The following is a 22,823-nucleotide window of genomic DNA, read 5'->3' as shown; positions in this document are numbered from 1 at the left end:
GCCTGCGGCGACTGCCTGCCACCTGCCTCGACCGGACATGATCGAAACCGAACAGCTGACCCGACGCTACGGCACCCTGATCGCGGTGGATTCCCTGAGCATCCGGGCCGAGCCTGGACAGGTGCTGGGCCTGCTCGGTCCCAATGGCGCCGGCAAGACCACGGCGATGCGCATGATTGCCGGTTTCCTGGAGCCCAGCTCCGGCACGGCCCGTGTCTGCGGCTACGACGTGCGCAAGGAGCCGTTGAAGGCCAAGCGCGCGCTGGGCTACCTGCCGGAGGGCGCGCCGAGCTATGGCGAGCTGACCGTGCGCGAATTCCTCACCTTCATCATCCGCATGCGTGGCCTGCAGCGTGACGAAGGCTACCGCCGCTTCGAGCGGGTGGTGGGTGGCCTGCAACTGGAAGGCGTGCTCGACCAGTGCATCGACACGTTGTCGAAGGGCCTGCGCCGCCGCGTGGGGCTGGCCCAGGCGATCGTGCACAACCCGCAGGTGCTGATGCTGGACGAGCCGACCGACGGCCTCGATCCCAACCAGAAGCACACCGTGCGCCAGCTGATCGACGCCATGGCGCGCGATCGCACCATCCTGATCTCCACGCATCTGCTGGAAGAAGTCCATGCCCTGTGCAATCGCGTGGTGATCATCGCCAACGGCCGCCTGCTGGCGGATGCGACGCCGGCAGAGCTGGAGGCGCGCTCGCGCTATCACGGCGCGGTGTCGTTCAGCGCGCCGGGCAGCGGGGTATCACAGGAGATGCTCGGCCGCCTGCCGCAGGTGGCTTCGATCGAGGTGGACCCGCTGGACGGCCGCATCACCGTGTTCCCCCGGCCGGGCGAGCGCATCCTCGAACCGGTGGAAACCTTGCTGCGCCAGCAGGGCCTGGAAGTATCGGAGATCCAGCTGGAGCGCGGCCGCCTCGACGAGGTCTTCCGCCAGATCACCACTGGTGTGGAGGGCGGCGCATGAGTCCCATCGCGGCGGTGGTGCGGCGTGAGCTGCGCAGCTATTTCGTGACGCCGGTGGCTTATGTGTTCCTGGTGATCTTCCTGGTGCTGGCCGGCATCCTCACTTTCTACGCGGGCGATTTCTACGAGCGAGGCCAGGCCGATCTGCAGCCGTTCTTCGTGATGCATCCCTGGCTGTATCTGGTGCTGGTGCCGGCCGTATCCATGCGCATGTGGGCGGAGGAGGCCAAGGGCGGCACGCTGGAATTGCTGCTCAGCCTGCCGCTGACCTTGGCGCAGGCCATGCTGGGCAAGTTTCTCGCCGCCTGGCTGTTCATCGGGCTGGCGCTGCTGCTCACGTTCCCGATCTGGATCACGGTGAATTATCTCGGCTCGCCGGACAACGGCGTCATCATCGCAGGTTACCTCGGTAGCTGGCTGATGGCTGGCGCCTTCCTGGCCATTGGCGCGTGCCTGTCGGCGGTGACGCAGAGCCAGGTGGTGGCCTTCGTGCTGACCCTGGTGGTGTGTTTCCTGCTGATCCTGGTGGGACAGCCGCAGGTGATGGAGTTTTTCCAGGGTGCGTTGCCGCGCAAGCTGGTCAATGGCCTGGCGCACCTGAGCATGCTGCGGCACTTCGAAGCCATTTCGCGCGGCGTGCTGGATCTGCGCGACCTGCTGTATTTCCTGCTGAGCATGGCGGCGTGGTTGACCGCCGGCGTGCTGGTGCTTGACCTGAAGCGGACGCCCTGAACCATGACGCGCATCCATTTCAGCCGCCGCACCGTCCTGCTGGCCGCACTGGTCCTGCTGGCCATCGTCTTTGTCACCCTCGTGCTGGGCAGCAGCCGCTGGGTGCGGGTTGCCCGCGTGGACCTCACCGCGGACAAGCTGTACACGCTGACGCCGGGCACCATCCATATCGTCGATGGCATGCACGCGCCGCTCAAGCTGACGCTGTATTTCTCGGACCATGCCACGCGCGACCTGCCGCAGCTGCGCAGCTATGAGCAGCGCGTCAGCGAGATGCTGCAGGAGATGGTGGCCCGCGCGCATGGACGCCTGCGCCTGCAGATCGTCGACCCGGTGCCGTATTCCGATGACGAGGCCAGTGCCGAGGGCTACGGGCTGACGCCGATCAATGGCGGCACCAATGGCGAGCGTGTGTTCTTCGGCCTGGTGGGCAGCACCATGCCCGCCAACTCCGATGGCGACGATGGCGATGAGCGCGTGCCGGGCAAGACCCTCGCCATCCCGCTGTTCGACCCTTCGCGCGAAACGTTTCTTGAGTACGACATCGCCAAGTTGCTGTTCGAGCTGGACCAGCCGTCCAAACCGTCTATCGGGCTGATCAGCAGCCTGCCGGTGGAAGGCAATCCGGTGATCGGCGAGGAGCCGTGGACGGTGATGCGCCAGCTTGGCCAGCAGTTCGAGGTGAAGACGCTCGATGCGTCCAAGCTCAAGCGCATCGATGGCGACATCAAGGCGCTGCTGGTGATCCATCCCAAGCACCTGCCGGCCGATGCGCTCTATGCGATCGACCAGTACGTGCTGCGCGGCGGTCACCTGGTGGTGTTCGTCGATCCGGTGGCCGAGATGGACAACACGCCGTTCGTGGACAGCAACGGCATCACCGACGACCACAATTCGGACCTGTCGAAGTTGTTTGCCGCCTGGGGCGTGCTGTACGACCCGCAGAAGGTGGTGCTGGACCGCTCGCGCGGGTTGCGCATCGAACTGGCCGACAACAGCGCGATGAGCCATCCGGCCATGCTGGGGCTGGGGCAGCAGGAGCTCAATCGCGATGACGTGATCACCGCGAGCCTGCAGCGCATCAACGTCTCCAGCGCGGGCTACTTCGACCTGGCGCCCGGGACGTTGTCGCGGCTGCAGCCGCTGATGCAGACCACGCCCGATGCCGAGGTCGTGTCCAGCCAGCGCGTGCGCGAATCCATCAATAACCCTGGCGGTTTGCTCGACAACTATCGGCCGGACAACATTCGCTATGTCATTGCCGCGCGGCTGCGCGGGCAGTTCCCCAGCGCGTTCCCCGAGCGGGCGCAACAGCCGGGTTATGTCGCCAGGTCGGGCGATACCACCGAAGTGATCCTGGTGGCGGATACCGACCTGCTCAGCGACCGCCTGTGGGTGTCCTACACGCAAAGCCTGCTGGGACAGCCGCAGCTCAGCGCGATCGCCAACAACGGCGATCTCATGACCAATATCGCCGACAACCTTAGCGGTTCCTCGGCCCTGCTTTCCATCCATGGGCGGGTGAGTTCGCAGCGCCCGTTCACCCGCGTGCTGGCGTTGCAAAGCGCGGCCGACCAGAAGTACCTGGCCAAGAAACAGGAGCTGCAGCGCGAACTGGCCGTCACCCGCAATCGCCTCAGCGAACTGCAGCCGGCCAAGGCGGGTCGTGGCGACAGCGTCAGCGTGGAACAGCGCGCCGAGATCGAACAGTTCCTGCAGCGGCAGCTGGCCATCAACAAGGAGCTGCGCGACGTGCAGCATCAGTTCAATGCCGAGATCGATGCCTTGGGGCTGCGGCTGAAGTTCATCAATATCGTGCTGGTGCCGGCGCTGGTGGTGCTGGTCGGCCTGCTGTACGGCTGGCGACGCTCGCGTCGCAGCCGGCGTCAGTTCTGATCGGGGCGCAAGTTCCTGGGCGCCCGGCGCCACGCTGCATGCAGGCGGGGCGATCGCCTGGAGGGGCTATGATGGGCGGTCGCTGGTGAGTGGTTGCGGATCGGATCGATGATGGCAAGCGTGCTCAAGTGGATCGTGCCCTGGGAGTTTTCCTGGGTATTCCTGCTCATCTTCGTGACCTGCTGCGTGCTCTATGTGCGCGGCTGCCACCGCCAGCCGGTGAGCCTTGGCCGCCGGCTCGCGTTCTGGGTGGGCATGGTGATGATCTACGTATCGCTGCACACCTATCTGGATTATTTCTTCGAGCATGAGTTCTTCATGCACCGCATCCAGCAGGTGCTGCTGCATCACCTGGCGCCGCTGCTGATCATCGCTTCGTATCCCGGCCCGGTGTTGCGCAAGGGCTTGCCGTTGTCCTGGCGCGTGCATGGGCTCAAGCCGGTGTTGCGATCATGGCCATGGCGCATCGTTTATGCGGTGCTGTTGAATCCGGCGGTCGCGACGGTGCTGTTCGTCGTGTTCATCCTGGTCTGGCTGATACCGTCGATGCAGACGCTGGCCATGCTGGACTGGCGCATCTACCGCTTCATGAACTGGTCGATGCTGGTGAGCGGTTTCAGCTATTGGTGGCTGGTGCTCGATCATCGCCCGCGGCCGCCCGGCCGCATGACCCCGGGCGTGCGCGTGCTGTCGCCGGGCCTCACCATGACGCCGCAGATCCTGGCCGGCGCCATCGTCACCTTCTCCAAGACCGACCTCTATCCGATCTTCGAAATCTGCGGCCGGGCATTCACTTTCAACGTGCTCACCGCGCAGCTGGTGGGCGGCGTGATCATGTGGGTGCCGGCGGCGATCATCGAGTCGGTCGGCGGCCTGCTGGCCTTGCGCCAATGGCTGCGACTGTCGCGCAGCGGGCGTATCCGCCGCAAGCCGTGGCCGCGGCGCACGGTGCCGGCGCGGCCAGTGTCGGCCACCCAGGAATAAGCGGCGCGGTTCTTCGAGATGCGCTAGTGGCCGTGTTCCATGCCCGGCATCGCATCGCCGGCATCGGTGGCATTGGCCGGACGGGCCAGGAAATCGGTGTCCAGCGTGCTGCCATCGCCGAAGGTGAGGGTGAGCTTCACCTTGTCGCCGGGCTTCACTGGCGCGGCGGCCTTCATCAGCATCAGGTGATAGCCACCCGGTGTCAGCTCGGCCTTGCCGTGGGCGGGGATGGCCACGCTGTCGACCATCGCCATGCGGCTCGTGCCACCGTCGGCGCTGCTCTTGTGCAGGCCGATGCTGGCGTAGCTCGGGCTGTGCGCAGCACGCAGGCTGGTCGGCTGGTCGCCGGTGTTTTCCAGCGTGACATAGCCACCCGCCGGCAGATCGCCGGGCAGTATGCGGATCCATGCCTGGCTGGCGTGTACATGCTCGGCTTCACTGGCGTGCGCGCCGGCAGCCAGCAGGATGCCAGCCAGCAGCAAGGGCAGGGTGCGGGCGGTACGCAGGCTCATGCGGAGGCTCCCAGGCTGAGCAGCAGGTGCAGGTCGTGGACAAGATCGTCTTGTGAGCGATCCGGCGTCGACAGCAGGCGCGCCTTGCCGTCGCGATCGAAGATGTAGATGGCCGAGCTGTGGCTTACTTCGTACTGGCCGTTGCCCTGGTCCGGCTCGCGCGTGAAGGCCGAGCGGTAACGCTTGCTCAGCTCCTCGATATCGCGCGGCGCACCGGACAGGCCCACGGCACGAGGATCGAACGCATTGACGTAGGCATGCATCACTTCCGGCGTGTCGCGTGCCGGGTCCACGCTCACGAACAGGATGCGCGCGCCGTCAGCGAGCGGCCCCAGGCGCTGCATCACCACGTGCAATTGCGCCAGCGTCAGTGGACAGACGTCCGGGCAATGCGTGTAGCCGAAATACAGCAGCACCACCTTGCCGCGATAGTCCTGGCCGGTGACGGCCTTGCCGTGATCGTCGACCAGGCGGAAATCCAGGTCGGGCATGTGGCCGGTGACGTCGGTCAGTAGCCAGGGGATGGCGTCTTCCCGGTGGCAACCGGCTTGCAGCAGGGCAGCGAGGGCCAGCAGCGACAGCAGGGCGACGCGGCGGATGCGACAAAGCTTCATGCGAAAATCGATAGGAATCATTCCGCCAGCATACGACACTGATCCCCCGGCCGGCGTCCGGCGGCCCAAGGAGTGGAGCATCATGCGACAACCTGTCTCCGCCAGCGGCATGCTGGTTGGCCTGGCTGGCGCCAGTGCCGTTCTGCTCGGTGCATTCGGCGCGCATGCCTTGCGCGATGTACTGGATGCGCGCGGCAGCGAGCTGTGGCATACCGCCGTGAGCTATCACTTCTGGCATGCGCTGGCATTGGCGCTTGCCGTGGCCTTGGCACGGGGGCGCGCGCAAGGTGGCAGTGACGGCCTTTGCGGTGGGCATCGTGATTTTCTGCGGTAGCCTCTACGGGCTGGCGCTCGGCGCGCCGCGCTGGGCTGGTGCGATCACGCCAGTGGGTGGCGTGGCCTTCATCGTCGGCTGGCTCGCCCTGGGTATCGCCTTGGTGCCGATGGCGGCGCGCGACATCCGCTGAGCGCCCTCATGCACGATCCACGCGCGCCGCATAACAGCCGGGACGCGCCATGTGGATATGCAGGTAGGCGATGTCTTCATCGTTGAACAGCCGTTCGACCAGCGGTTCCAGCGCCGTGCCTGGTGCGACATCGGCATCGCGCAGCATGCCGTGTCGATCGAAGCCGCGCACCGAGAGCAGGCGCCGCCGCAGCTGGTCGGGTACGAGGTCGATTTCGTCGTATTGCTGCTCGCCTTCGCGGACATAGATCGCATGGCTGGCGCGGAAGGGTGAATCCGCCGGCTGATGCTCGTAGTTGAGCAGGATCACCGTCTGGCCGGGCTCGGCATCGGTGAGGCTGATGCGGCAGGGGTAGCCATGCTCGCGGTCCACCACCACACGCATGGCGCGTTGCGCGGCCAGCGCTTCGTCGGTGAGCGAAAACAGCTCCTTGAAGGGCTGCGCGGGCAGGCCGGTGATGCGGAAGCGCATGGCAAGACTCCATCGGAAGGAGTCTCCAGGTTGCCCGTCGCGCCCGCTTGCGGCCATCCGAATCTTGCGGCCAACGCGCGTCGATTCAGTCGACGCGGAATACCTCGATGCTTTCACACGAGGGGCAGCGGTAACTCTGCAGCTCGGTGTCTTCCTCCTTGGCCCACTCGACGGCTTCCATGGGAAGCTTGTCATGGGGCTGCATTTCCACCTTATGGCCGGTGCGGGCGCAGTTTTCGCATATCACCGGATCATCGGGCAGCGAGCGGTAGTCTTTGGCCATGGGGGTTCTCCGGATACACGATCGTGGACGGCGTCCAGTCCCGGCTGTGGCCGGGGCGCGCTGAGTGCAAACGCTAACGCCCGGGCCGTGCAGGCGATGTGGACACGGAATCCATGACCAGCTGCACGCGGCGTCGACTGCTATCCCCCACGCTTGGGCTAACGCCCTCCTTGGAGGAGCGGCATGAACACGTGCAGCACGATGTCCGCACTGAAGTGCGCAAGCATCGCGTGCTCCAGGCCCAGCTTCCAATAGAGGCCTCCGCATACGGCGCCCACGAGCGCATTGAGCAGTACGATGCAGCCCATGGCCAATACCGTATGCGACATGCCCATGGCGAACATCGCAGGGAGATGGCCCATGCCGAACAGCAGGGCTGCAAATGCAATCGCGACGATAAACATCCAAGGCTGGGCGCTACCGCGCCGCGGGTATGCCAGTAGCCACACGATCAGACTGACCAGGAATAGTCTGCAGTCGATTTCTTCCGCAATGCCTCCGTAGAACGAAGCCATGGCGCCGCGCCATGCCATGCCCCAGGCCCCAGTCGAGCCGAGGGAGGAACTGGGAAGAACGGTGGAATCGATAGCGCTGATCAGTGCAGCGGTAGCAATGCCCAGCATCACCGCAAACAGCCAGTGCGGACGCACTGTCGGGGCCGGCGTCTGGTATATCCATGCGTGCAGCCAGGGCGCGCCCAGGCCGTGCCGAGCGCCCAGATGCAGGCCGGCCCAGGCGAGCAACCCGCATATCACGCCGGTCTGCACGACCTGCATCAGGGCAACCGCCCACAGTGGCATGGGCAAGGCAACAAAGCGCTCAGGCATCGTGACCAGGATGTAGGGCAGCAGCGCGATTGCGGCGACCGCGGCGGCTGCACCCAGCCACAGGGCGAGTTTGAGCTGCGGGATTCGTGCGCCGGGCCGCACTGCGATGGGCATGATGGAGTCCTTCTGATGCATGGCGGCCAGGTCACCTGGGGAAAGATGCCTCAAGGCGTGTCGTCGTCGCTCACCGGCTCGCTTTGCGCAGGTTTGAGACGCCCGCTCTTGCGCAGTGCCTCGCGCAGGACGAACTCGATCTGCGCATTGACGCTGCGCAGATCGTCGTCGGCCCAGCGCTGCATGGCTTCGAGCACGGCAGCGCTGATGCGCAGGGGGTAGGCTTTTTTGTCAGCCGCCATAGAGCGTGCCGGCGTTGACCACCGGCTGGGTGGCGCGGTCGCCGCACAACACCACCAGCAGGTTGCTGACCATGGCGGCCTTGCGCTCCTCGTCCAGTTCCACCACGCCCTGCAGGCGCAGCTTGTCCAGCGCCATGGCGACCATGCCCACCGCGCCTTCGACGATGCGCTCGCGTGCCGCCACGATGGCGTTGGCCTGCTGGCGCTGCAGCATGGCCTGGGCGATTTCCTGGGCGTAGGCGAGGTGGCTGATGCGTGCCTCGATGACTTGTACGCCAGCCTTGTCCAGGCGGGCCTGGATTTCGTCGCGCAGATGGTTGTTGATCACCTCGCCATGACTGCGCAGCGAGGGCTTGCCATTGTCGTGCGCATCGTAAGGGTAGTTCTGCGCTATCTGGCGCAATGCCGACTCGCTCTGGATCTGCGCGAAGTTCTCGTAGTCGTCCACGCAGAACACCGCCTCGGCCGTATCGACCACCTGCCACACCACGATGGCGGCGATTTCGATGGGGTTGCCGTCGCTGTCGTTGACCTTGAGCTTGCTGCTCTCGAAATTGCGCACGCGCAGCGAGACGCGGCGGCGGGTATAGAACGGGTTGGTCCAGCGCAGGCCTTCCTGGCGCACGGTGCCGGCGTACTTGCCGAACAACTGCAACACCTGGCCCTCGTTCGGCGCGACCTGGAAAAAGCCCTTCAGCGTGAAAGCGACGATGACTTCCAGGCCGATGCCCAGCAGGCCATCCCGACCGAGCTGACCCGTGGCCACGCCCAGCAGCAGTGCCGCGCCGGCCAGCGCCAACAGCAGGCACACGACGATGGTGGGAATGCCGGCGACCGAAAAACCCTGACGTTCGTTCATGGTGGTTCCTCCCTAGATGAGAGGATTAGATATCAAAATGATATCTATCAACAAGTCCCGCCCTTACCTGCCCTCGCCGGCGGCGGCCGTAGGGCCGATGGCCGAGGTTGGGGGCAGGTTGCCCGCCAGCTCCCAGCTTGGGGTGATCTTCTCGATGTGGATCTGGCCGAGCAGGTTGGTGATGTTGAAGAAATGCCACGGATCGCCGTCACCCAGATCCAGCGCGATATGAGTGCTGTCGAACTGCCGCAATGCCGCGTCGAAGCTTTGCCAGCGGCCATTGATCCAGGACTGCACCCAGGCATGGGGTACGAACACGCGTGAACTGCTGCCGTAGCGATCTGCATAGACCATGCCGGTCACCACTCGCGTGGGAATCCCCTCCGCCCGGGCCAGGGCGGCCAGCAATACGGCGTATTCGGTGCAATCGCCCTGGCGGGTCTGCACCACCTCCAGCGCCGAGGCATACCCGACATCCAGCCCATGCTGGGTGATGTAGCCGCTGACGAAGCTGCGCAGACGGCGCATTTTCTGCAGGTCGCCGGCGGCATCACCGACGACCCTGGCGGCCAGCTCACGAATGACTGGCGCATCCGACTGCACCCAGGCATTGGGCTGCGTGTCCCCGGCATCCGGGGCAGCCTCGCCGCCCGGCTGGGGGTTGCCGATATCCACCAGCCAGTCACCGTGTCCCAGGCTGGAGATGTGTTGTTCGTCGGTGTCGATGGCGGGCGGTGGGCTGCCCTCGGGCATATGTATCCGGTAGCGCAGGAACGTGCTGCGCATGGCGGCGGGAAGCAGGCGCGGCGAATCCACCATGGCCGCCCGGAACATGTCGACATCCTGCACGGGCGCCATGGCACAACGCTGGCTGCAGGCGAGCATTTCCAGCTCATGTCCCAGCATGCCCAGGGTGCCTTTGCGCGCGTGGCCCTGGTCGTCCAGCCACAGGTCCATGGTCTGCACGCCACGGGGGGGCTGCAGCGTCTGGCGCTGGTGGTTGAGCACCATGCTGCCCTCTGGCAGCACCACCCGCTCATCGCCGATGACCTGCATGTCGACGTGGGCCACGGCCTGGCTGGCAGGGTCGAACATGCTCATGGCGTAGCTCTGGCCTGGATGCGCCGCGGCTTTAAGCATGGTCAGCCGCTGACCTTCGCTCAGCACCGCGCCCGGCGGCCAGCTCAGCGTGGCCTGGCGGGCGATGCCGCCCACCGTGGTGGTGACCGCGAAGTCGCCATCGGGCAGGCGCCTGCCATCGACCGTGCTGTCCGTAGTGGACAGGGTGCTGCGGGCATAGAAAGCCAGGGGTTGGCCCGTCGTGCTTTCGACGCTGCGTATCGTCACGCCAAGCGGGATGCTGCTGCCGTTGCGGTTGAGCTCGATCACCAGGGCTTGCGTGGTGGTGACGATGTCGCCGTCGCGCCGATGTTCGATCTGCAGGTGGCCGATCTTGCGGCCGCCCAGCAGCACCGTCATCCAGCGGGTATCGGCCGGCACGGTCTCGGCCCGGGCGGTCAACCCGGGGGCGGGACACAACGCCAGCAACAGCCATAGCAAGGCAGTCCGATTGCGCATGGTCGCTCCGCGGGGACGGTGACGATCACAGTCAATGCCGGTTCGATGCATCCGTCAATGGGTAGCGTGGCACGCAATGTTCATCGCTCGCGCGTTGCCCCGCCACGACGCTTACAATGGGCCTTTGTCATGTCTGGAGACGCCGATGAAGCCGTTTGGCACGCCTTATTCCGACCACGCCCTGCGCGTGCTTTTGCTCGGCTCCGGCGAGCTTGGCAAGGAGGTGGCGATCGAGCTGCAGCGCTACGCGGTGGAAGTCATCGCGGTGGATCGCTACGCCAACGCACCTGCCATGCAGGTGGCGCATCGCAGCCACGTGATCGACATGCTCGATGGCGCGGCGCTGCGCGCATTGATCGCACAGGAGAAGCCCGACCTGGTCGTGCCCGAGATCGAGGCGATCCACACGCCCACCTTGATCGAGCTGGAAAAGGAGGGCCTGCGCGTCATTCCGACCGCGCGCGCCGCCTGGCTCACCATGGATCGCGAAGGCATCCGTCGGTTGGCTGCCGAAGAGTTGCAATTGCCCACCTCGCGCTACCGCTTCTGCGACACCGAGGCGGAGTATCACGAGGCGGTCGCCGCCATCGGCCTGCCGTTCGTGATCAAGCCGGTGATGAGTTCGTCGGGCAAGGGCCAGAGCGTGGTGCGCCAGGAAAGCGAACTGCAGCATGCGTGGGATTACGCCCAGTCGGGCGGGCGCGCCGGCAAGGGCAGGGTAATCGTCGAGGGTTTCGTCGATTTCGATTACGAGATCACGCTGCTCACGGTGCGTCACAAGGACGGCGTGAGCTTCTGCGCGCCGATCGGTCATCGCCAGGAGGACGGCGACTATCGCGAGTCGTGGCAGCCGCAGCCGATGAGCGACGCGGCACTGGCCGAGGCGCAGCGACAGGCAGCCGCCATCACCGGCGCGCTCGGTGGCTGGGGTGTGTTTGGGGTGGAGTTTTTCGTCAAGGGCGACAAGGTGATCTTCTCCGAAGTGAGTCCGCGCCCCCACGACACCGGCCTGGTCACCTTGATCTCGCAGGATCTCTCCGAATTCGCGCTGCATGCACGCGCCATCCTGGGGCTGCCCATTCCAGCCATCCGCCAACTGGGGCCGGCGGCCTCGTGCGCGGTACTGGTGGAAGGCGAGGGCAATGCGCCGCGTTACTTCAACGTGGCCGAAGCGCTGGAGGAACCGGATACGCAGCTGCGCATCTTCGGCAAACCGACGGTGAAAGGACGCCGACGCATGGCGGTAACCTTGGCGCGCGATGAAAGCATCGAAGCGGCCAAGGTAAAGGCGGTACGCGCGGCGAAGATTCTGCGCGTGGAGCTTTAGGCGCTTTGCTTCCTCTCCCCCACTTGGGGGACTGAAGTGAGCGGCGGGTGCTTGCCGGATACTCTAAAAAAATACCGGCTTTGCCCGCTGCTTATCGCAAGATGAATCCCTTACCCCCAGTCCTCTCCCCATCGAGGGAGAGGAAGAACGACAGCAACCGGAGAAACTGATGGACTCGATGGGATTTGCGCATTGGCTGGTGGTCGTGGTGGAAACCTTTGCCGCCCTGTTCCTGCTTCTGCTCGTGTTGCTGGTCGTGGTGGTCATGGTGGTCTGGCTGGTGGATCGCAACCAGACGTCCAATTCGGTGCTGCGCAATTTTCCGGTCATCGGCCACTTCCGCTACTGGTTCCTGCACCTGGGTGAATTTTTTCGCCAGTACCTGTATTCCAGCGACCGCGAAGAGATGCCGTTCAACCGTGCCCAGCGCTTGTGGGTCTATCGCGCCGCCAAGAACGTGGACAACACCAACGCCTTCGGCTCCACCCGCGACCTGCGCGGCGAGGGCGTACCGTTTTTCGTCAATGCGCCATTCCCCGCGTTGGGCGACAGGCACATCAAGCCGCTGCCGGTGACGCTTGGGCCGTACTCGCGCGAGCCCTACCAGCACGCGGCGTTCTTCAACATTTCAGCGATGAGCTTTGGTGCCTTGTCTGCACCGGCGGTGCGCGCGCTGTCGCACGGTGCGGCCAAGGCCGGCATCTGGATGGATACCGGCGAAGGTGGCTTGGCCCCGTATCACCTGGAAGGCGGCTGCGACATCATCTTCGAGATCGGCACCGCCAAGTACGGCGTGCGCACGCCTGATGGCAAGCTCGACGACCAGAAGCTGTTGGCCATCTGCGCGCACAAGCAGGTGAAGATGGTGAGCATCAAGCTCGGCCAAGGCGCCAAGCCCGGCATGGGCGGCCTGTTGCCGGGCGTGAAGGTAACGCCGGAAATTGCCGCGATTCGCGGCATTCCGGTAGGCGAGGATTCGCAAAGCCCCAATCGCCATCTCGACATCGGCAACGTGCAGGAGCTGATGGATGCCATTCGCCATATCCGCGATCTCACCGGCAAGCCGGTGGGCTTCAAGGCCGTGTTCGGTGGCGTGGACTGGATCGACGAACTATGCGACGAAGTGCATAAGCGCGGTATCGAGAGCGCACCGGATTTCATCATCGTCGACGGTTCGGAAGGCGGCACCGGCGCCGCGCCGCAGACCCTGATGGAAGGCGTGGGCCTGCCGCTGCACGAATCCTTGCCGGCGCTGGTGAACCTGCTTATCGCCAAGGGACTGCGCGAGCGCATCAAGGTGATTTGTTCCGGCAAATGCGTCACCGCGTATGACGTGGCCTGGGCGCTGTCGATGGGCGCCGACTTCGTCAATTCCGCGCGCGGCTTCATGCTGGCGCTGGGCTGCATCCAGTCGCTGCAATGCAATCGCAATACGTGCCCCACCGGCATCACCACGCAAAACACCAAATTGCAGCGTGGCCTGGTGGTCACCGACAAGAGCGAACGCGTGGCCCACTACGCCACCAACGTCATGCACGAAGTCGGCATCATCGCCCACAGCTGCGGCGTCGAAGAACCACGCCAGCTCGATCGCACCCACTGCCGCGTCGTCGGCGACGACGGCATTTCGGTGCCGCTGATCAAGCTGTATCCCTACCCGTCGGCACCCGCTTCACAGGCGTAGCGGCTTCGTTGTTTCCTGAGTCCAGGTTGCCCGCCCGTCATTCGATGGGCGGCATCTTCATGCGGACTATATGGTTTGAGATTCCTTGTCCGTGTGAGAGAGATCGATGGCGCCCGGATACGATGAAGGCCGCTATGGCGTCCCGTTTCGGCGACCCGTGCGCATCATTGAGGAAGTACCCGTTCCCACTCGCGGTGACGCGCTGGTGAAGAGTGCCTACAGTGGCGTATCCGCGGAGACAATGGGCGTTTCGTGCGAAATGGCGTTTGTTATCGCTGGATCTAGCCTCACAGGTTTGATGGACGATGTCTTACGAAATCCCCGCTTCAGCCCATTGTGGTCGGGTCAAAATTTCGCGTAACTTTTTGCGAGTCAACTTGGGGCGCTGATATCAGGGGAGTTTCAGTTCTGAGGGAGGATGTCTCGCCAAGGCTGTTGGCGACGCGTCTTTTCTCAACGTTCCCTGGGCCCGCTCGTTCTCTGCTTCTTCCAATGCCATTGCAATGTCCGCCGTTCTTCAGTCGCGCGGCGTCAGGTGTCTGTGCGTCAGTGTTCACCCTTTTGCTAAGGCGATGCTCTTATGTCCCTTGTTCTGCGGTCACGCATAAGTGTTGCAGTACTGACAGCGCTGCTTTCTACAGGTGTTGCCGCGCAGGTCGACGGGTTTCATACGGCCAAGCAAATCAATGGCCCGGTGCCTGCGCCCCCGAAAAATTTGCCAGGGCCCAGTGTGCAAGGGTTCTATGCAGCGAGCCACTGGGGGAGTGGTTCTTTGCTGGCTCCCACGGGGAATGTAACCGCCTATCTTGGGCGCGCCTACGCAACCGCCAATCGCACACCCGCTGCCGTTCCATCGAACAATCCCAACCCCTGCGATAGCGATGGTGATCCCATCCTGCCGGCCACGGGTACCAAGGTGGAAAACTACCCCCTGTTCGCCCTGCCTGGCGAGATGGGGTTGACCTATGTGCTGTATTACAACGGCGGAAGCTGGACGGACAATATCTTCTACAGCCTCGACACCAACTGCAACGCAAATCCGCCTGAAATCGGTGCTTGCAAGCAGACAACACTTCATAGGCCGGATGGCTCGTCGCTTGTCTTCGCTGGTGGACCCGGCGCCACTTCCTATACCAGCAAGGGCGTATCCACACTCACGCGTGACTCGGTTACCGGTGATTACACGTTGCAGGATGAGGACGCAACAACCCAGGTCTATTCCTCCAGCGGCAGTCTGCGATCCATCAAGAACGCGTCCGGCATTGGCTGGTTGATTGAGACGAATTCGGACAAGACATCCAAGACAGTCACGCATACCAGCGGAAAGTCGTTCTCCATCCGTTATGAATCGAAGAGTGTTTCGCCGTTTCTTGAGGTTGCCAGCGTCATCGATCCCGGCGGCAACGTTTACATGATTGAAAACCCCCGGGCGCCGACCCTTTCTTCCATTGCGTACCCGGGCTCACCTGCCACCGTGGTGACGTTCAAATATCTCAGCTTCGCCTCCCCACCCTATGGGTCGCGCTTATCGGAGGTCCAATACAACGGCGTTCCCTACGCTTACACCACCTACGACACCAATGCGAAGATAACGGGTACCGCATTTGACAATGCGCGTTATCGCTGGGCTACAGGTACTTACCTGGGCGATGGCTCGGAGAAGGTAAGCATCTCTTATTACGCGGACAATGCAGGTAAGCAGTCGGCAACCATCACTAATCCGCTGGGTCATCAGTTCACCAAAAACTACGACATCAACGGCAACCTAACGCTGATCAGCAATAACGCCGTGCAGACCTGTGGCGCGACGGTCAGCGGTCGTACCTATGACATTAGCGGTCATCTCTCTGCCGAAGTCGACAACAACGGCAATACGCATAGTTATATGTATGCAACAAACGGCCAGCTACAAACGGAAACGGAAGCTTATGGCACAGCTGTGGCGCGCACGACAGACTACGTATGGGATACTGATCGGCGGCTCAATCGCCTTTTCAGCGTAACGATCCGGGGCTGGAAGAAAACCGCCTATACCTATAATGCCCAAAATCGCCTCGCATCAGTGGCGACTACCAATCTTTCGGAAACGGGCAACGCTAACCAGACGTTGACGACGACGTACAGCTATACCTTGTACGGCAATGGCATGGTGCAAACCATGACGGTGACTCGTCCATCGTCCAACGGCGGTGACAAGGACATATACACATACGATGCATTCGGCAATCTTGCCTCGCTGTCCAATGGACTTGGTCAGGCCACGATTTACAGCAACTACAACGGTCTTGGCGAAGCGGGTCGTGTCGTAGGCCCCAATGGCGACGTTACGGATTACACCTATGATGCGCGTGGCCGTATCCAAACCAGAACGACCTACCCTAACGGGGTGGCGACAACCTGGCGTTACACCTATGACGGCTTTGGGTTGCTCTACACGTTGACTAGCCCGGATGGCCAGGTCACCACCTGGAATCGCAACCCATCCACCAAGCGGGTGAGCACGATTACACATAATGACAAGGATGGCACGTCCACGGAGCGTTTCGAATACAACCTCAATGGCGATGTGACTAAACGTACTGTGATGCGAGGAAGCGTCGTCGGCCTGGTGGAAACGACCAGTTACGACAATCTTGGCCGGGTTTATCAGAAGATCGGACAGAACGGCCAAAGCCTGACCTATGCCTATGACGGCAATGGCAACCCGTTGTCCATTACTAATGCTGCAGGGCATGCGACAGGATATCAGTACGACGCGCTCAATCGCGTCACGCAGAGCACGGAGCATGGTGGCGCGAGTCCCGCCATGCCCGCGGTGGCGCCAACCATAAGCGTGCCGCCAAACAGTACGAGCGGCGCCTATTCCATCAGTTGGAACAGCATCTCCGGGGCTGCTACGTATCTCCTGCAGGAGCAGGTCAACGGCAGCAACTGGACGACGCTGCAGAACGGCGCCTCGATCAATTGGACAGCCAACAACAAAACCAGCAATGCCTACGGTTACCGCGTGCAGGCTTGCAATGTGACTGGCTGCGGCCCGTGGAGCAACGTGGGCTCGATCAAGGTGGCGATCCCCACCGCGCCAACGAGTGTGCCCGTGCTGGCAGTGCCCTCCAGCAATGTGCTAGGTGCCTATACCGTGAGCTGGACTGCCGTAGCCGATACGAGCAGCTACATCCTGCAGGAGCAGATCAATGGCGGCGGTTGGGTCGCACTGCAGAACAGCGCCTCGCTTAGCTGGAGCACCAGCAGCAAAGGCAGTGCCACTTATGGTTACCGTGCCCAAGCCTGCAACGCCGTTGGTTGTGGGCCGTGGAGCAACGTCAGTGCGGTAGTCGTGACTCTTCCTTCCATTCCGGCTGTCCCGGCGGCCCCCGCTACCCCTGCCAACAATGCCACGGGAAACTACACGGTAAGCTGGTTGCCCGTTGGCGGGGCCACGACCTACGCGCTCCTTGGTGTACTTAACGGAAACTGGGTTGGGCTCCAGAACAGCGCAGCCACAAGCTGGAATGCTGTCAGTCAGACTAATGGCAACTACGGCTATGCCGTGGCGGCTTGCAATGTTAGCGGATGCAGTGCGTACAGCCCGGGATCATCCACGGTCGTCACTATACCCGTGCCCATTGCGATCAATGGCAACACGTACACGTCTGCTCGGCGCCTGACTTCTGGCTCCGGCAATCAGGCTATTGGCTTCGATATCACCAATGGCAATACCTGGGCACTTTACAAGACCAAGCCCGGGGATTCCCACGTTGTCATCGTCAGTGGTGCTGTCCCAGCAGGCGCAGCGACCGTGAAGTACACCTGGATGGATGCAGGTACACCCGCAGGAGTTGCTGATGCAATGGGGAGTGTTGTCAATCCAGCAGGGTCGCCTGTCGCCGTTGGCAGCAATCCACGGAGCCAGTACACCACGGGCACGTTCAACTGGAACACCACTGACCGAGGCCATCAATACTACTTGCGCGTGGACTTCTACAACGCATCGGGTATCAGCGTGTCCTCCTCAAGCGCACTTTTGGTCACCCAAGTGCTGGGAGGCCAGTGATGTCATACGTCACCTCAATACAGTGCCCTCCGAAAGGCTTGCATCTTGATGCGTTGAAACTTGGGAATCGCAGGGAGGAGTCCCGCGTGGACCTCGCCGTTTGCCGTGTCAAACCCCTGGGCATGAAACTCGCAACGATCCTTGCGGGAGGTCTGCTGGCAGGGCATTCTTCCCACGCATTCAGTCAGGCGGTTACGAAGTACAGTTACGACCGTGGCGACCATGTCAGTACAGTGATCGATCCGCGCGGACTGGTCACGTCCTACGCCTATGATGGGTTGGGGCAGAAGTGGCAACAGGTTAGCCCGGATACCGGTACCACCACGTATGGTTACGACGCCTCCGGCCATGCCACCGGCATGACACGAGCCGGCGGCATCCTGGTCACCTATGGTTATGACGCCGTGGGCCGTACGACGAGGATTAGTGCGGGCAGTGCCAGCCAGACATTCACTTATGACACCTGTACCTACGGCGTAGGCCGGTTGTGCTCCGTGGCCGATGCCTCTGGCACCACGTCCTATAGCTATACACGAGAAGGATGGCTGGCCGGGCGCGGCTTCTCCATCGGTGGTGCATCCTATGCGCTGGGCTACGGTTATAGCCCGTTGGGACAGGTTACCGCCGTGATCTATCCCGATGGCAACCAGGCGCTATATGCCTATACCAACGGTGTGGTGTCTGCGGTGCAGGTGAAGATTGGCAACACGACTTCTTATGCTGCAACCGGCATCAATTACCGACCCAACGATCTGGCTATGGTGCAATGGACATCCAGCAATGGCTTGGTCAATGCCTTGGGCTACGACACCGATGGTCGTTTGACTGGTGTCGCGGTGCAGGGCGTGCAGAGCCTAGGGTTGTCTTACGATGTGGCTGATCGCATCAATGGCATCACCAACGGCATCGATGGTGCGATGACTCAGAATTTCGGCTACGACGCCATGTCGCGATTGACGTCAGTCTATGCGGTGGCGGATAACCAGTCCTTCCAATACGACGCCAACGGTAACCGCACGCGCCAAGTGTTGAATGGTGGTACGGTCACCGTGGCGCCAAGCCCGACGAGCAACCAGATCGTGAATCTGTCCGGCGCCAGCAATGCTAGCTACGGCTACGACGCCCGAGGTAACCTGACCACGGTCTCCGGCGTGCTTACCTTTACCTATGATGCCTTCAACCGGATGAGCGCCGCCGGTGGTGCCACGTATTACATCAATGCGGAAGGGCAGCGCCTGCGCAAGACGGTTGGTGGCGCGTCAACCTACTTCGCTCCAGATGCTGCCGGTCCACTTCTGGCCGAAAGCCAGGGCAGTGGCTGGACCGACTACATATGGCTCAATGGGCGCTTGATCGGGCGCATCAATAGCGGGCAACTGCTGGCGGTTCACGATGATCAAGTGGGGCGACCGGAAGCGATGACTGATGCAAACAAGGCTATCGTCTGGCGCGCCAGGAATTTTGCTTTCGATCGCATCGTGACAGTGACGAACTCGGTGCCGCTGAATCTGGGCTTCCCGGGGCAGTACTACGATGCGGAGTCAGGGTTGTGGAACAATGGCTTTCGCGACTACAGCCCGAATCTGGGGCGATATGTGCAGAGTGACCCGGTTGGGTTAGTGGGAGGCATTAATACTTATGCCTATGTGGGTGGGAACCCGCTGAGCGGCGTCGATCCTTATGGGCTGGCTAATCTCATGCTTGGCGGCAACGTAAGCGCTATTGTTGTTGGTGGATTCACGCTATCTGGTGGCATCTACGTCAGCTGGGGCGAGGGATTTGACATCGGGGTATACGGGGCCGCAGGGGCGGGCGTTGGTGTGAATGTTGGTGCTGGCGTTTCAGCGGGCTACGTTCCTGGGTCTTCCAAGAACATTGCTGGACAGACCCTCGACGTTCAAGGCTCAGGTGGTCCCATTACAGGCAGTGCTAGCGTTTCTACAACAACTGATGGCTGTCACAAATTGACTGGCAGCGGATCACTAGGAGTAGGTTTGGGGCTGCCAGTGGGAGCTGCTTTAACTACGACTAATACTGCGACATTTGGCTTGAGCAACATCATGAGCTGGATGCATGGAAATTGATTGGGTATCTCGATATGACATTATCAATAGTAAATCATTTGCTTGTGGTCGCTTTTGTCGTCGCCTGTGTCGTGGGGATCATTTGCTTTCTTTGGACAGCATTTTTCTTGATTCGCATGGGATTCCAGTTCTCCGACTCAAGGGACGCGTTCTCTGCACGAACGCTTTGGAATCCGCTCAATGCGCTTTTTTCTCCCGCTCTACTAAGTCCTGAGGGGCGGCATTCACGACGACTCCTCTTCATGGGCGCATTGGGATTTGCCTTGTCGATAGCATTCGCTCTTGGTGTTGGAGGGTTGGTCTGGATTGCAAATAGAGCGTGAATGTATGCCTATGTGGGGGGCAACCCGCTGAGCCGTACCGACCCGCTGGGACTGTGGGCGTTTAGCGTGCAGGCGTATTTGGGTGCCGGGGGTGGAGTGAATGTGTCTTGGGCGAACGGCACGCTCGAAATCACAGGCCAGATCGGCGTGGGAATTGGCGCCGGCTTGTCTTGGGATCCAAATGGCTCGCCTTCGCCGCATGCGAAGGAATGCGGGTCGGGGCTGATCGCCCGGACCACCTTCAATGCCAGTGCTGGATTGGGTTTCGGCCCATTGTCGACCGGAGCGTCGTACGTGAACGCCGGTGAGAATGTTTTTGATCCATCTCCAAAGTCGGATGTTATGGACTGGGGTACCGGTGGCTACAGCTCTCTTTCGCTAACGCCTATTGGTGTCGACAACACGCCTACGACTTCTGGTTTTGGCTTTCGCTACGGTGTCTCATTGAGCGCAGAAGCTGGTAGCTACTCGAACTGGTGACGAATCGACCTATGACGAAGTTATCGAAATATATCTTTTGGGCCATTGTTGTGAGCGTGCTCGCGGGCCTGGGAGCACGCATATTCCAGGGCACTAACCCCACCGCACGCGAAGTCATCGCGACCGTCGAGAACGACGATTCCGTAACAAAGAGCGTGGGTCACGTTGAACGTGCGGACATCAACAAGATCACCAAGTACCGCGACCCATCAGGGGAGTTTAATCGCGAAGAGTACATGGTCAGTATTCGCGGGGAGCGCGCGGCCGGGCGAGCAACTGTTCTTATAAAGAAGTCTCTCGCGGATGACCAAATGATTGCCCATCCGACCGTCGTCAAGCTTCAGATAGACAGCCGGTGAGGCCGAGCGCGATCTCGCGGATTTGCTGAGCGGAGTTCTTATGCCTATGTGGGTGGCAACCCTCTGAGCAACGTTGATCTGCTGGGATTAAAGACATGCCCTCTGAAGCCTGGGCAAATTCCTAGAACAGATGAGGCTCTCGAGAATAGCTATCCCGATCTGGCCGTCTTAGGCATTGGGCGCCTCTTATACGCAGGGGCAGCCGCCGCCATCCCGAGTGTCGCTGCGGCAACAACCGAAACAGGACTTGGAGAAGCTGCGGCAGCTGTTGGGGCCCGGAACGCTTTAAAAACGACATTCAGGCTTGGGTTTTTTCCGAATTTCAGGATGTATTCTGTGAATCAGGTGCTAGCACGTTACGGTGGCGACGCTGCAGAGGCCGCGGCAGCCGCCGGCCGTACTAATGCAGCACTCAATTCGGCGGCTGCTGCGGCAGCGGCCACCGCGACGGTAGGAAGCGATCAAATCGCATCTAACAGCAATTGTGAGTGCCCGTGACCATGAAGCCAGTCGTCAAAAGTTTAATTCCCTGGATCATCGTCGCCCTCATCTGGTTGATCGGCTACTTCGTGACGGGCAGCGTAGCGATTGCTAGTACGATTGCTGGGGCCATTTTATTTATTGCGTTGATGGGTCTTCTCTACACATAGACATATATGCCTATGTGGGTGGGAATTCGCTGAACTACACCGACCCGCTGGGTCTCTGGTCCGCCGGCGGCAGCCTTTACCTTGGTGTTGGTGGAGGGGTGACTTTTGGCCGGGATCCAAATGACGGAGGCTTCTTTGTAACGTTGAGTTTCGGCTTCGGTGCAGGAGCAAGTGCGACTCTTTATAACCCTGCTGGCGCGCGACCCGGCTCGAAGCCAGGTGACTGTTCTCATGCGCGCATTGGCGTTGATCTGTTTGCTACAGGGAGCCTAAATGCTGGGCCGGTGGGCGCAGGCATTAATGGAAATGTTGGGCGCACGTTCACCCCGGGGATAGAGCAAGACTCAGAATTGTTTGGAGGAATCAGCCCCCAGGGAACCCTTGAAGCAGCAAAAGGCTTTAGTGGGCAGGTGGCCGTGGGTGGCGAGATCACGTTTGGATACCTCAAGAGGTGAGTTACGTGGCTAGCTCGTTCAATACGAAGCGCTTGGCTATTTTGTGCGCTGTAATTGTGGTTGTTTTGCTCTGTGCTTGGGTTGGAGGATTCATCTTCTTCACGAGGTCAGACACTTGGTCCGAAGCAAAGTCACTCGTTTTGGCAAACAAGCAATATTCCATTACTTCCGGAAGTGAGGTCAGTCCGGAATTGAAGGGCTTTTCATATCGGTTCTCCGGCGACTACGAGGCTTTTCAGCTGAATGTGCACGTCAAGAGTTCGACAGATGACCGACACTTTCATGTCGAGTTCGAGCGAACAAGTGAAGGTCTGCGATTGGTTCGCATGACACGTGACTGACGCTCTCGATAATAGCGCGCACCTCATGCATGACGTGGATCGCCCTACCGAGCAGCTCACGCCTCCGAAGGGGCGTGAGCTGGCTCTGGAGGAGTGGCTGCGCGAGGAAGTGTTGCCGGCCTATCGGCAGCTGAAAGCAGCTCCTGCTTCAGGCCTATCGATCGACGCCCTTCGTGCGGCCTTGGCACAGCGGCGTCAAAAGCCGCTCTAGCGCTACCGTTCCAGCGGCTTGGCCAGCACGGCTTGGATCGCTGCCTCGTCGTGCAGCGACAGCGTCTCTTCGTCGTGCTGGGCATCGATATAAGCCTGACGTAGCCACGCGATCTCTTCCTCGCTGCTGTTGTTCTTCTTGGCTTCGCGGTATTGCCGGAACCACTTGCCGGCGATGTAGCTCAGGCGTTCCTTGGCGCGCTCGAAATCCACCCCGTAGTTGATGTCGACGTCATTGCGCATGGTCGTTCTCCGTGTCGTTGGGTGAGCTTGCTTCGACAGCTTGCCGGCCCCGTGTCGCACCGCTT

At 61.6% G+C, this 22,823-nt stretch carries 20 protein-coding genes and 1 pseudogene; 12 read left to right on the top strand and 9 right to left on the bottom strand.

Annotated elements, in window-relative coordinates; translation table 11 throughout:
• Positions 1-37 precede the first annotated feature (37 nt).
• From MJ606_RS00460 to MJ606_RS00445, 4 genes are all read left to right on the top strand, one after another.
• Positions 38-970, top strand: a complete 933-nt coding sequence (locus MJ606_RS00460) for an ABC transporter ATP-binding protein (protein ID WP_243047395.1) — start codon at positions 38-40, stop codon at positions 968-970.
• Entirely contained in the window at positions 967-1,701 is a 735-nt protein-coding gene (locus MJ606_RS00455; RefSeq protein ID WP_243047393.1) for an ABC transporter permease subunit, read from the top strand. The genes MJ606_RS00460 and MJ606_RS00455 overlap by 4 nt, the downstream gene beginning before the upstream one ends.
• 3 nt (positions 1,702-1,704) lie before the next feature.
• Positions 1,705-3,597: a Gldg family protein gene (locus MJ606_RS00450; protein WP_243047392.1), complete on the top strand. Its 1,893-nt coding sequence runs from the start codon at positions 1,705-1,707 to the stop codon at positions 3,595-3,597.
• A gap of 108 nt (positions 3,598-3,705) precedes the next feature.
• Positions 3,706-4,581 (top strand): cytochrome c oxidase assembly protein, encoded by an 876-nt coding sequence (locus tag MJ606_RS00445; protein WP_243047391.1) that lies wholly within the window; start codon positions 3,706-3,708, stop codon positions 4,579-4,581.
• A gap of 23 nt (positions 4,582-4,604) precedes the next feature.
• Here MJ606_RS00445 and MJ606_RS00440 read toward each other — a convergent pair whose 3' ends face one another.
• Complete coding sequence (locus MJ606_RS00440) at positions 4,605-5,093, bottom strand: copper chaperone PCu(A)C (protein WP_243047390.1); 489 nt, start codon at positions 5,091-5,093, stop codon at positions 4,605-4,607.
• The gene (locus tag MJ606_RS00435) at positions 5,090-5,707 is read right to left on the bottom strand and encodes an SCO family protein (protein ID WP_243047389.1); all 618 of its coding nucleotides are present in this window, start codon (positions 5,705-5,707) and stop codon (positions 5,090-5,092) included. Before MJ606_RS00435 ends, MJ606_RS00440 begins: the two co-directional genes overlap by 4 nt.
• 82 nt (positions 5,708-5,789) lie before the next feature.
• Between MJ606_RS00435 and MJ606_RS00430 the strand changes: the two are divergent.
• Positions 5,790-6,174, top strand: a pseudogene (locus MJ606_RS00430) (DUF423 domain-containing protein).
• 6 nt (positions 6,175-6,180) lie between these two features.
• On the opposite strand, the gene MJ606_RS00425 reads toward MJ606_RS00430, so the two are convergent.
• The 6 genes from MJ606_RS00425 to MJ606_RS00400 form a co-directional block, all read right to left on the bottom strand.
• Positions 6,181-6,645, bottom strand: a complete 465-nt coding sequence (locus MJ606_RS00425) for a DUF1203 domain-containing protein (protein ID WP_243047388.1) — start codon at positions 6,643-6,645, stop codon at positions 6,181-6,183.
• A gap of 85 nt (positions 6,646-6,730) precedes the next feature.
• Positions 6,731-6,928: a hypothetical protein gene (locus tag MJ606_RS00420; protein WP_243047387.1), complete on the bottom strand. Its 198-nt coding sequence runs from the start codon at positions 6,926-6,928 to the stop codon at positions 6,731-6,733.
• 158 nt (positions 6,929-7,086) lie between these two features.
• A complete protein-coding gene (locus MJ606_RS00415) occupies positions 7,087-7,890 on the bottom strand; it encodes a CPBP family glutamic-type intramembrane protease (RefSeq protein ID WP_243047385.1) in 804 nt (267 codons plus the stop codon).
• 29 nt (positions 7,891-7,919) lie between these two features.
• On the bottom strand, positions 7,920-8,111 hold the full coding sequence (locus MJ606_RS00410) for an Arc family DNA-binding protein (RefSeq protein WP_243047384.1): 192 nt from the start codon (positions 8,109-8,111) through the stop codon (positions 7,920-7,922).
• Positions 8,101-8,970 (bottom strand): SPFH domain-containing protein, encoded by an 870-nt coding sequence (locus MJ606_RS00405; protein WP_243047383.1) that lies wholly within the window; start codon positions 8,968-8,970, stop codon positions 8,101-8,103. Before MJ606_RS00405 ends, MJ606_RS00410 begins: the two co-directional genes overlap by 11 nt.
• 63 nt (positions 8,971-9,033) lie before the next feature.
• Entirely contained in the window at positions 9,034-10,548 is a 1,515-nt protein-coding gene (locus MJ606_RS00400; RefSeq protein ID WP_243047382.1) for a transglutaminase-like domain-containing protein, read from the bottom strand.
• Between the two features lie 145 nt (positions 10,549-10,693).
• Between MJ606_RS00400 and purT the strand changes: the two genes are divergently transcribed.
• From purT to MJ606_RS00365, 7 genes are all read left to right on the top strand, one after another.
• Positions 10,694-11,875, top strand: a complete 1,182-nt coding sequence (purT, locus tag MJ606_RS00395) for a formate-dependent phosphoribosylglycinamide formyltransferase (protein ID WP_243047381.1) — start codon at positions 10,694-10,696, stop codon at positions 11,873-11,875.
• A 169-nt stretch (positions 11,876-12,044) separates the two neighbouring features.
• Entirely contained in the window at positions 12,045-13,559 is a 1,515-nt protein-coding gene (locus MJ606_RS00390) for an FMN-binding glutamate synthase family protein (protein WP_243047380.1), read from the top strand.
• A 580-nt stretch (positions 13,560-14,139) separates the two neighbouring features.
• A complete protein-coding gene (locus MJ606_RS00385) occupies positions 14,140-17,613 on the top strand; it encodes a hypothetical protein (RefSeq protein ID WP_243047379.1) in 3,474 nt (1,157 codons plus the stop codon).
• A gap of 86 nt (positions 17,614-17,699) precedes the next feature.
• Positions 17,700-19,697, top strand: a complete 1,998-nt coding sequence (locus MJ606_RS18360) for an RHS repeat-associated core domain-containing protein (RefSeq protein WP_243047378.1) — start codon at positions 17,700-17,702, stop codon at positions 19,695-19,697.
• A gap of 323 nt (positions 19,698-20,020) precedes the next feature.
• Positions 20,021-20,500, top strand: coding sequence for a hypothetical protein (locus tag MJ606_RS00375; RefSeq protein ID WP_243047377.1), 480 nt, complete (start codon positions 20,021-20,023; stop codon positions 20,498-20,500).
• Positions 20,501-20,511: 11 nt separating this feature from the next.
• Positions 20,512-20,859, top strand: a complete 348-nt coding sequence (locus tag MJ606_RS00370; RefSeq protein WP_243047376.1) for a hypothetical protein — start codon at positions 20,512-20,514, stop codon at positions 20,857-20,859.
• 500 nt (positions 20,860-21,359) lie between these two features.
• The gene (locus MJ606_RS00365; protein WP_243047375.1) at positions 21,360-21,509 is read left to right on the top strand and encodes a hypothetical protein; all 150 of its coding nucleotides are present in this window, start codon (positions 21,360-21,362) and stop codon (positions 21,507-21,509) included.
• A 1,009-nt stretch (positions 21,510-22,518) separates the two neighbouring features.
• On the opposite strand, the gene MJ606_RS00360 is transcribed toward MJ606_RS00365, so the two are convergent.
• The gene (locus tag MJ606_RS00360) at positions 22,519-22,758 is read right to left on the bottom strand and encodes a hypothetical protein (RefSeq protein ID WP_243047374.1); all 240 of its coding nucleotides are present in this window, start codon (positions 22,756-22,758) and stop codon (positions 22,519-22,521) included.
• Positions 22,759-22,823 lie beyond the last annotated feature (65 nt).

This window comes from Dyella sp. RRB7 (assembly GCF_022761115.1).
In the GTDB taxonomy this organism is placed as follows: domain Bacteria; phylum Pseudomonadota; class Gammaproteobacteria; order Xanthomonadales; family Rhodanobacteraceae; genus Dyella.
This window is presented reverse-complemented; position numbering and strand designations above follow the sequence as displayed.

Coding starts and splice junctions, on each gene's coding strand:
- MJ606_RS00460 (WP_243047395.1), top strand. CDS start 38: ATGATCGAAACCGAACAGCTGACCCGACGCTACGGCACCCTGATCGCG.
- MJ606_RS00455 (WP_243047393.1), top strand. CDS start 967: ATGAGTCCCATCGCGGCGGTGGTGCGGCGTGAGCTGCGCAGCTATTTC.
- MJ606_RS00450 (WP_243047392.1), top strand. CDS start 1,705: ATGACGCGCATCCATTTCAGCCGCCGCACCGTCCTGCTGGCCGCACTG.
- MJ606_RS00445 (WP_243047391.1), top strand. CDS start 3,706: ATGATGGCAAGCGTGCTCAAGTGGATCGTGCCCTGGGAGTTTTCCTGG.
- MJ606_RS00440 (WP_243047390.1), bottom strand. CDS start 5,093: ATGAGCCTGCGTACCGCCCGCACCCTGCCCTTGCTGCTGGCTGGCATC.
- MJ606_RS00435 (WP_243047389.1), bottom strand. CDS start 5,707: ATGAAGCTTTGTCGCATCCGCCGCGTCGCCCTGCTGTCGCTGCTGGCC.
- MJ606_RS00425 (WP_243047388.1), bottom strand. CDS start 6,645: ATGCGCTTCCGCATCACCGGCCTGCCCGCGCAGCCCTTCAAGGAGCTG.
- MJ606_RS00420 (WP_243047387.1), bottom strand. CDS start 6,928: ATGGCCAAAGACTACCGCTCGCTGCCCGATGATCCGGTGATATGCGAA.
- MJ606_RS00415 (WP_243047385.1), bottom strand. CDS start 7,890: ATGCATCAGAAGGACTCCATCATGCCCATCGCAGTGCGGCCCGGCGCA.
- MJ606_RS00410 (WP_243047384.1), bottom strand. CDS start 8,111: ATGGCGGCTGACAAAAAAGCCTACCCCCTGCGCATCAGCGCTGCCGTG.
- MJ606_RS00405 (WP_243047383.1), bottom strand. CDS start 8,970: ATGAACGAACGTCAGGGTTTTTCGGTCGCCGGCATTCCCACCATCGTC.
- MJ606_RS00400 (WP_243047382.1), bottom strand. CDS start 10,548: ATGCGCAATCGGACTGCCTTGCTATGGCTGTTGCTGGCGTTGTGTCCC.
- purT (WP_243047381.1), top strand. CDS start 10,694: ATGAAGCCGTTTGGCACGCCTTATTCCGACCACGCCCTGCGCGTGCTT.
- MJ606_RS00390 (WP_243047380.1), top strand. CDS start 12,045: ATGGACTCGATGGGATTTGCGCATTGGCTGGTGGTCGTGGTGGAAACC.
- MJ606_RS00385 (WP_243047379.1), top strand. CDS start 14,140: ATGTCCCTTGTTCTGCGGTCACGCATAAGTGTTGCAGTACTGACAGCG.
- MJ606_RS00375 (WP_243047377.1), top strand. CDS start 20,021: ATGTATGCCTATGTGGGGGGCAACCCGCTGAGCCGTACCGACCCGCTG.
- MJ606_RS00370 (WP_243047376.1), top strand. CDS start 20,512: ATGACGAAGTTATCGAAATATATCTTTTGGGCCATTGTTGTGAGCGTG.
- MJ606_RS00365 (WP_243047375.1), top strand. CDS start 21,360: ATGAAGCCAGTCGTCAAAAGTTTAATTCCCTGGATCATCGTCGCCCTC.
- MJ606_RS00360 (WP_243047374.1), bottom strand. CDS start 22,758: ATGCGCAATGACGTCGACATCAACTACGGGGTGGATTTCGAGCGCGCC.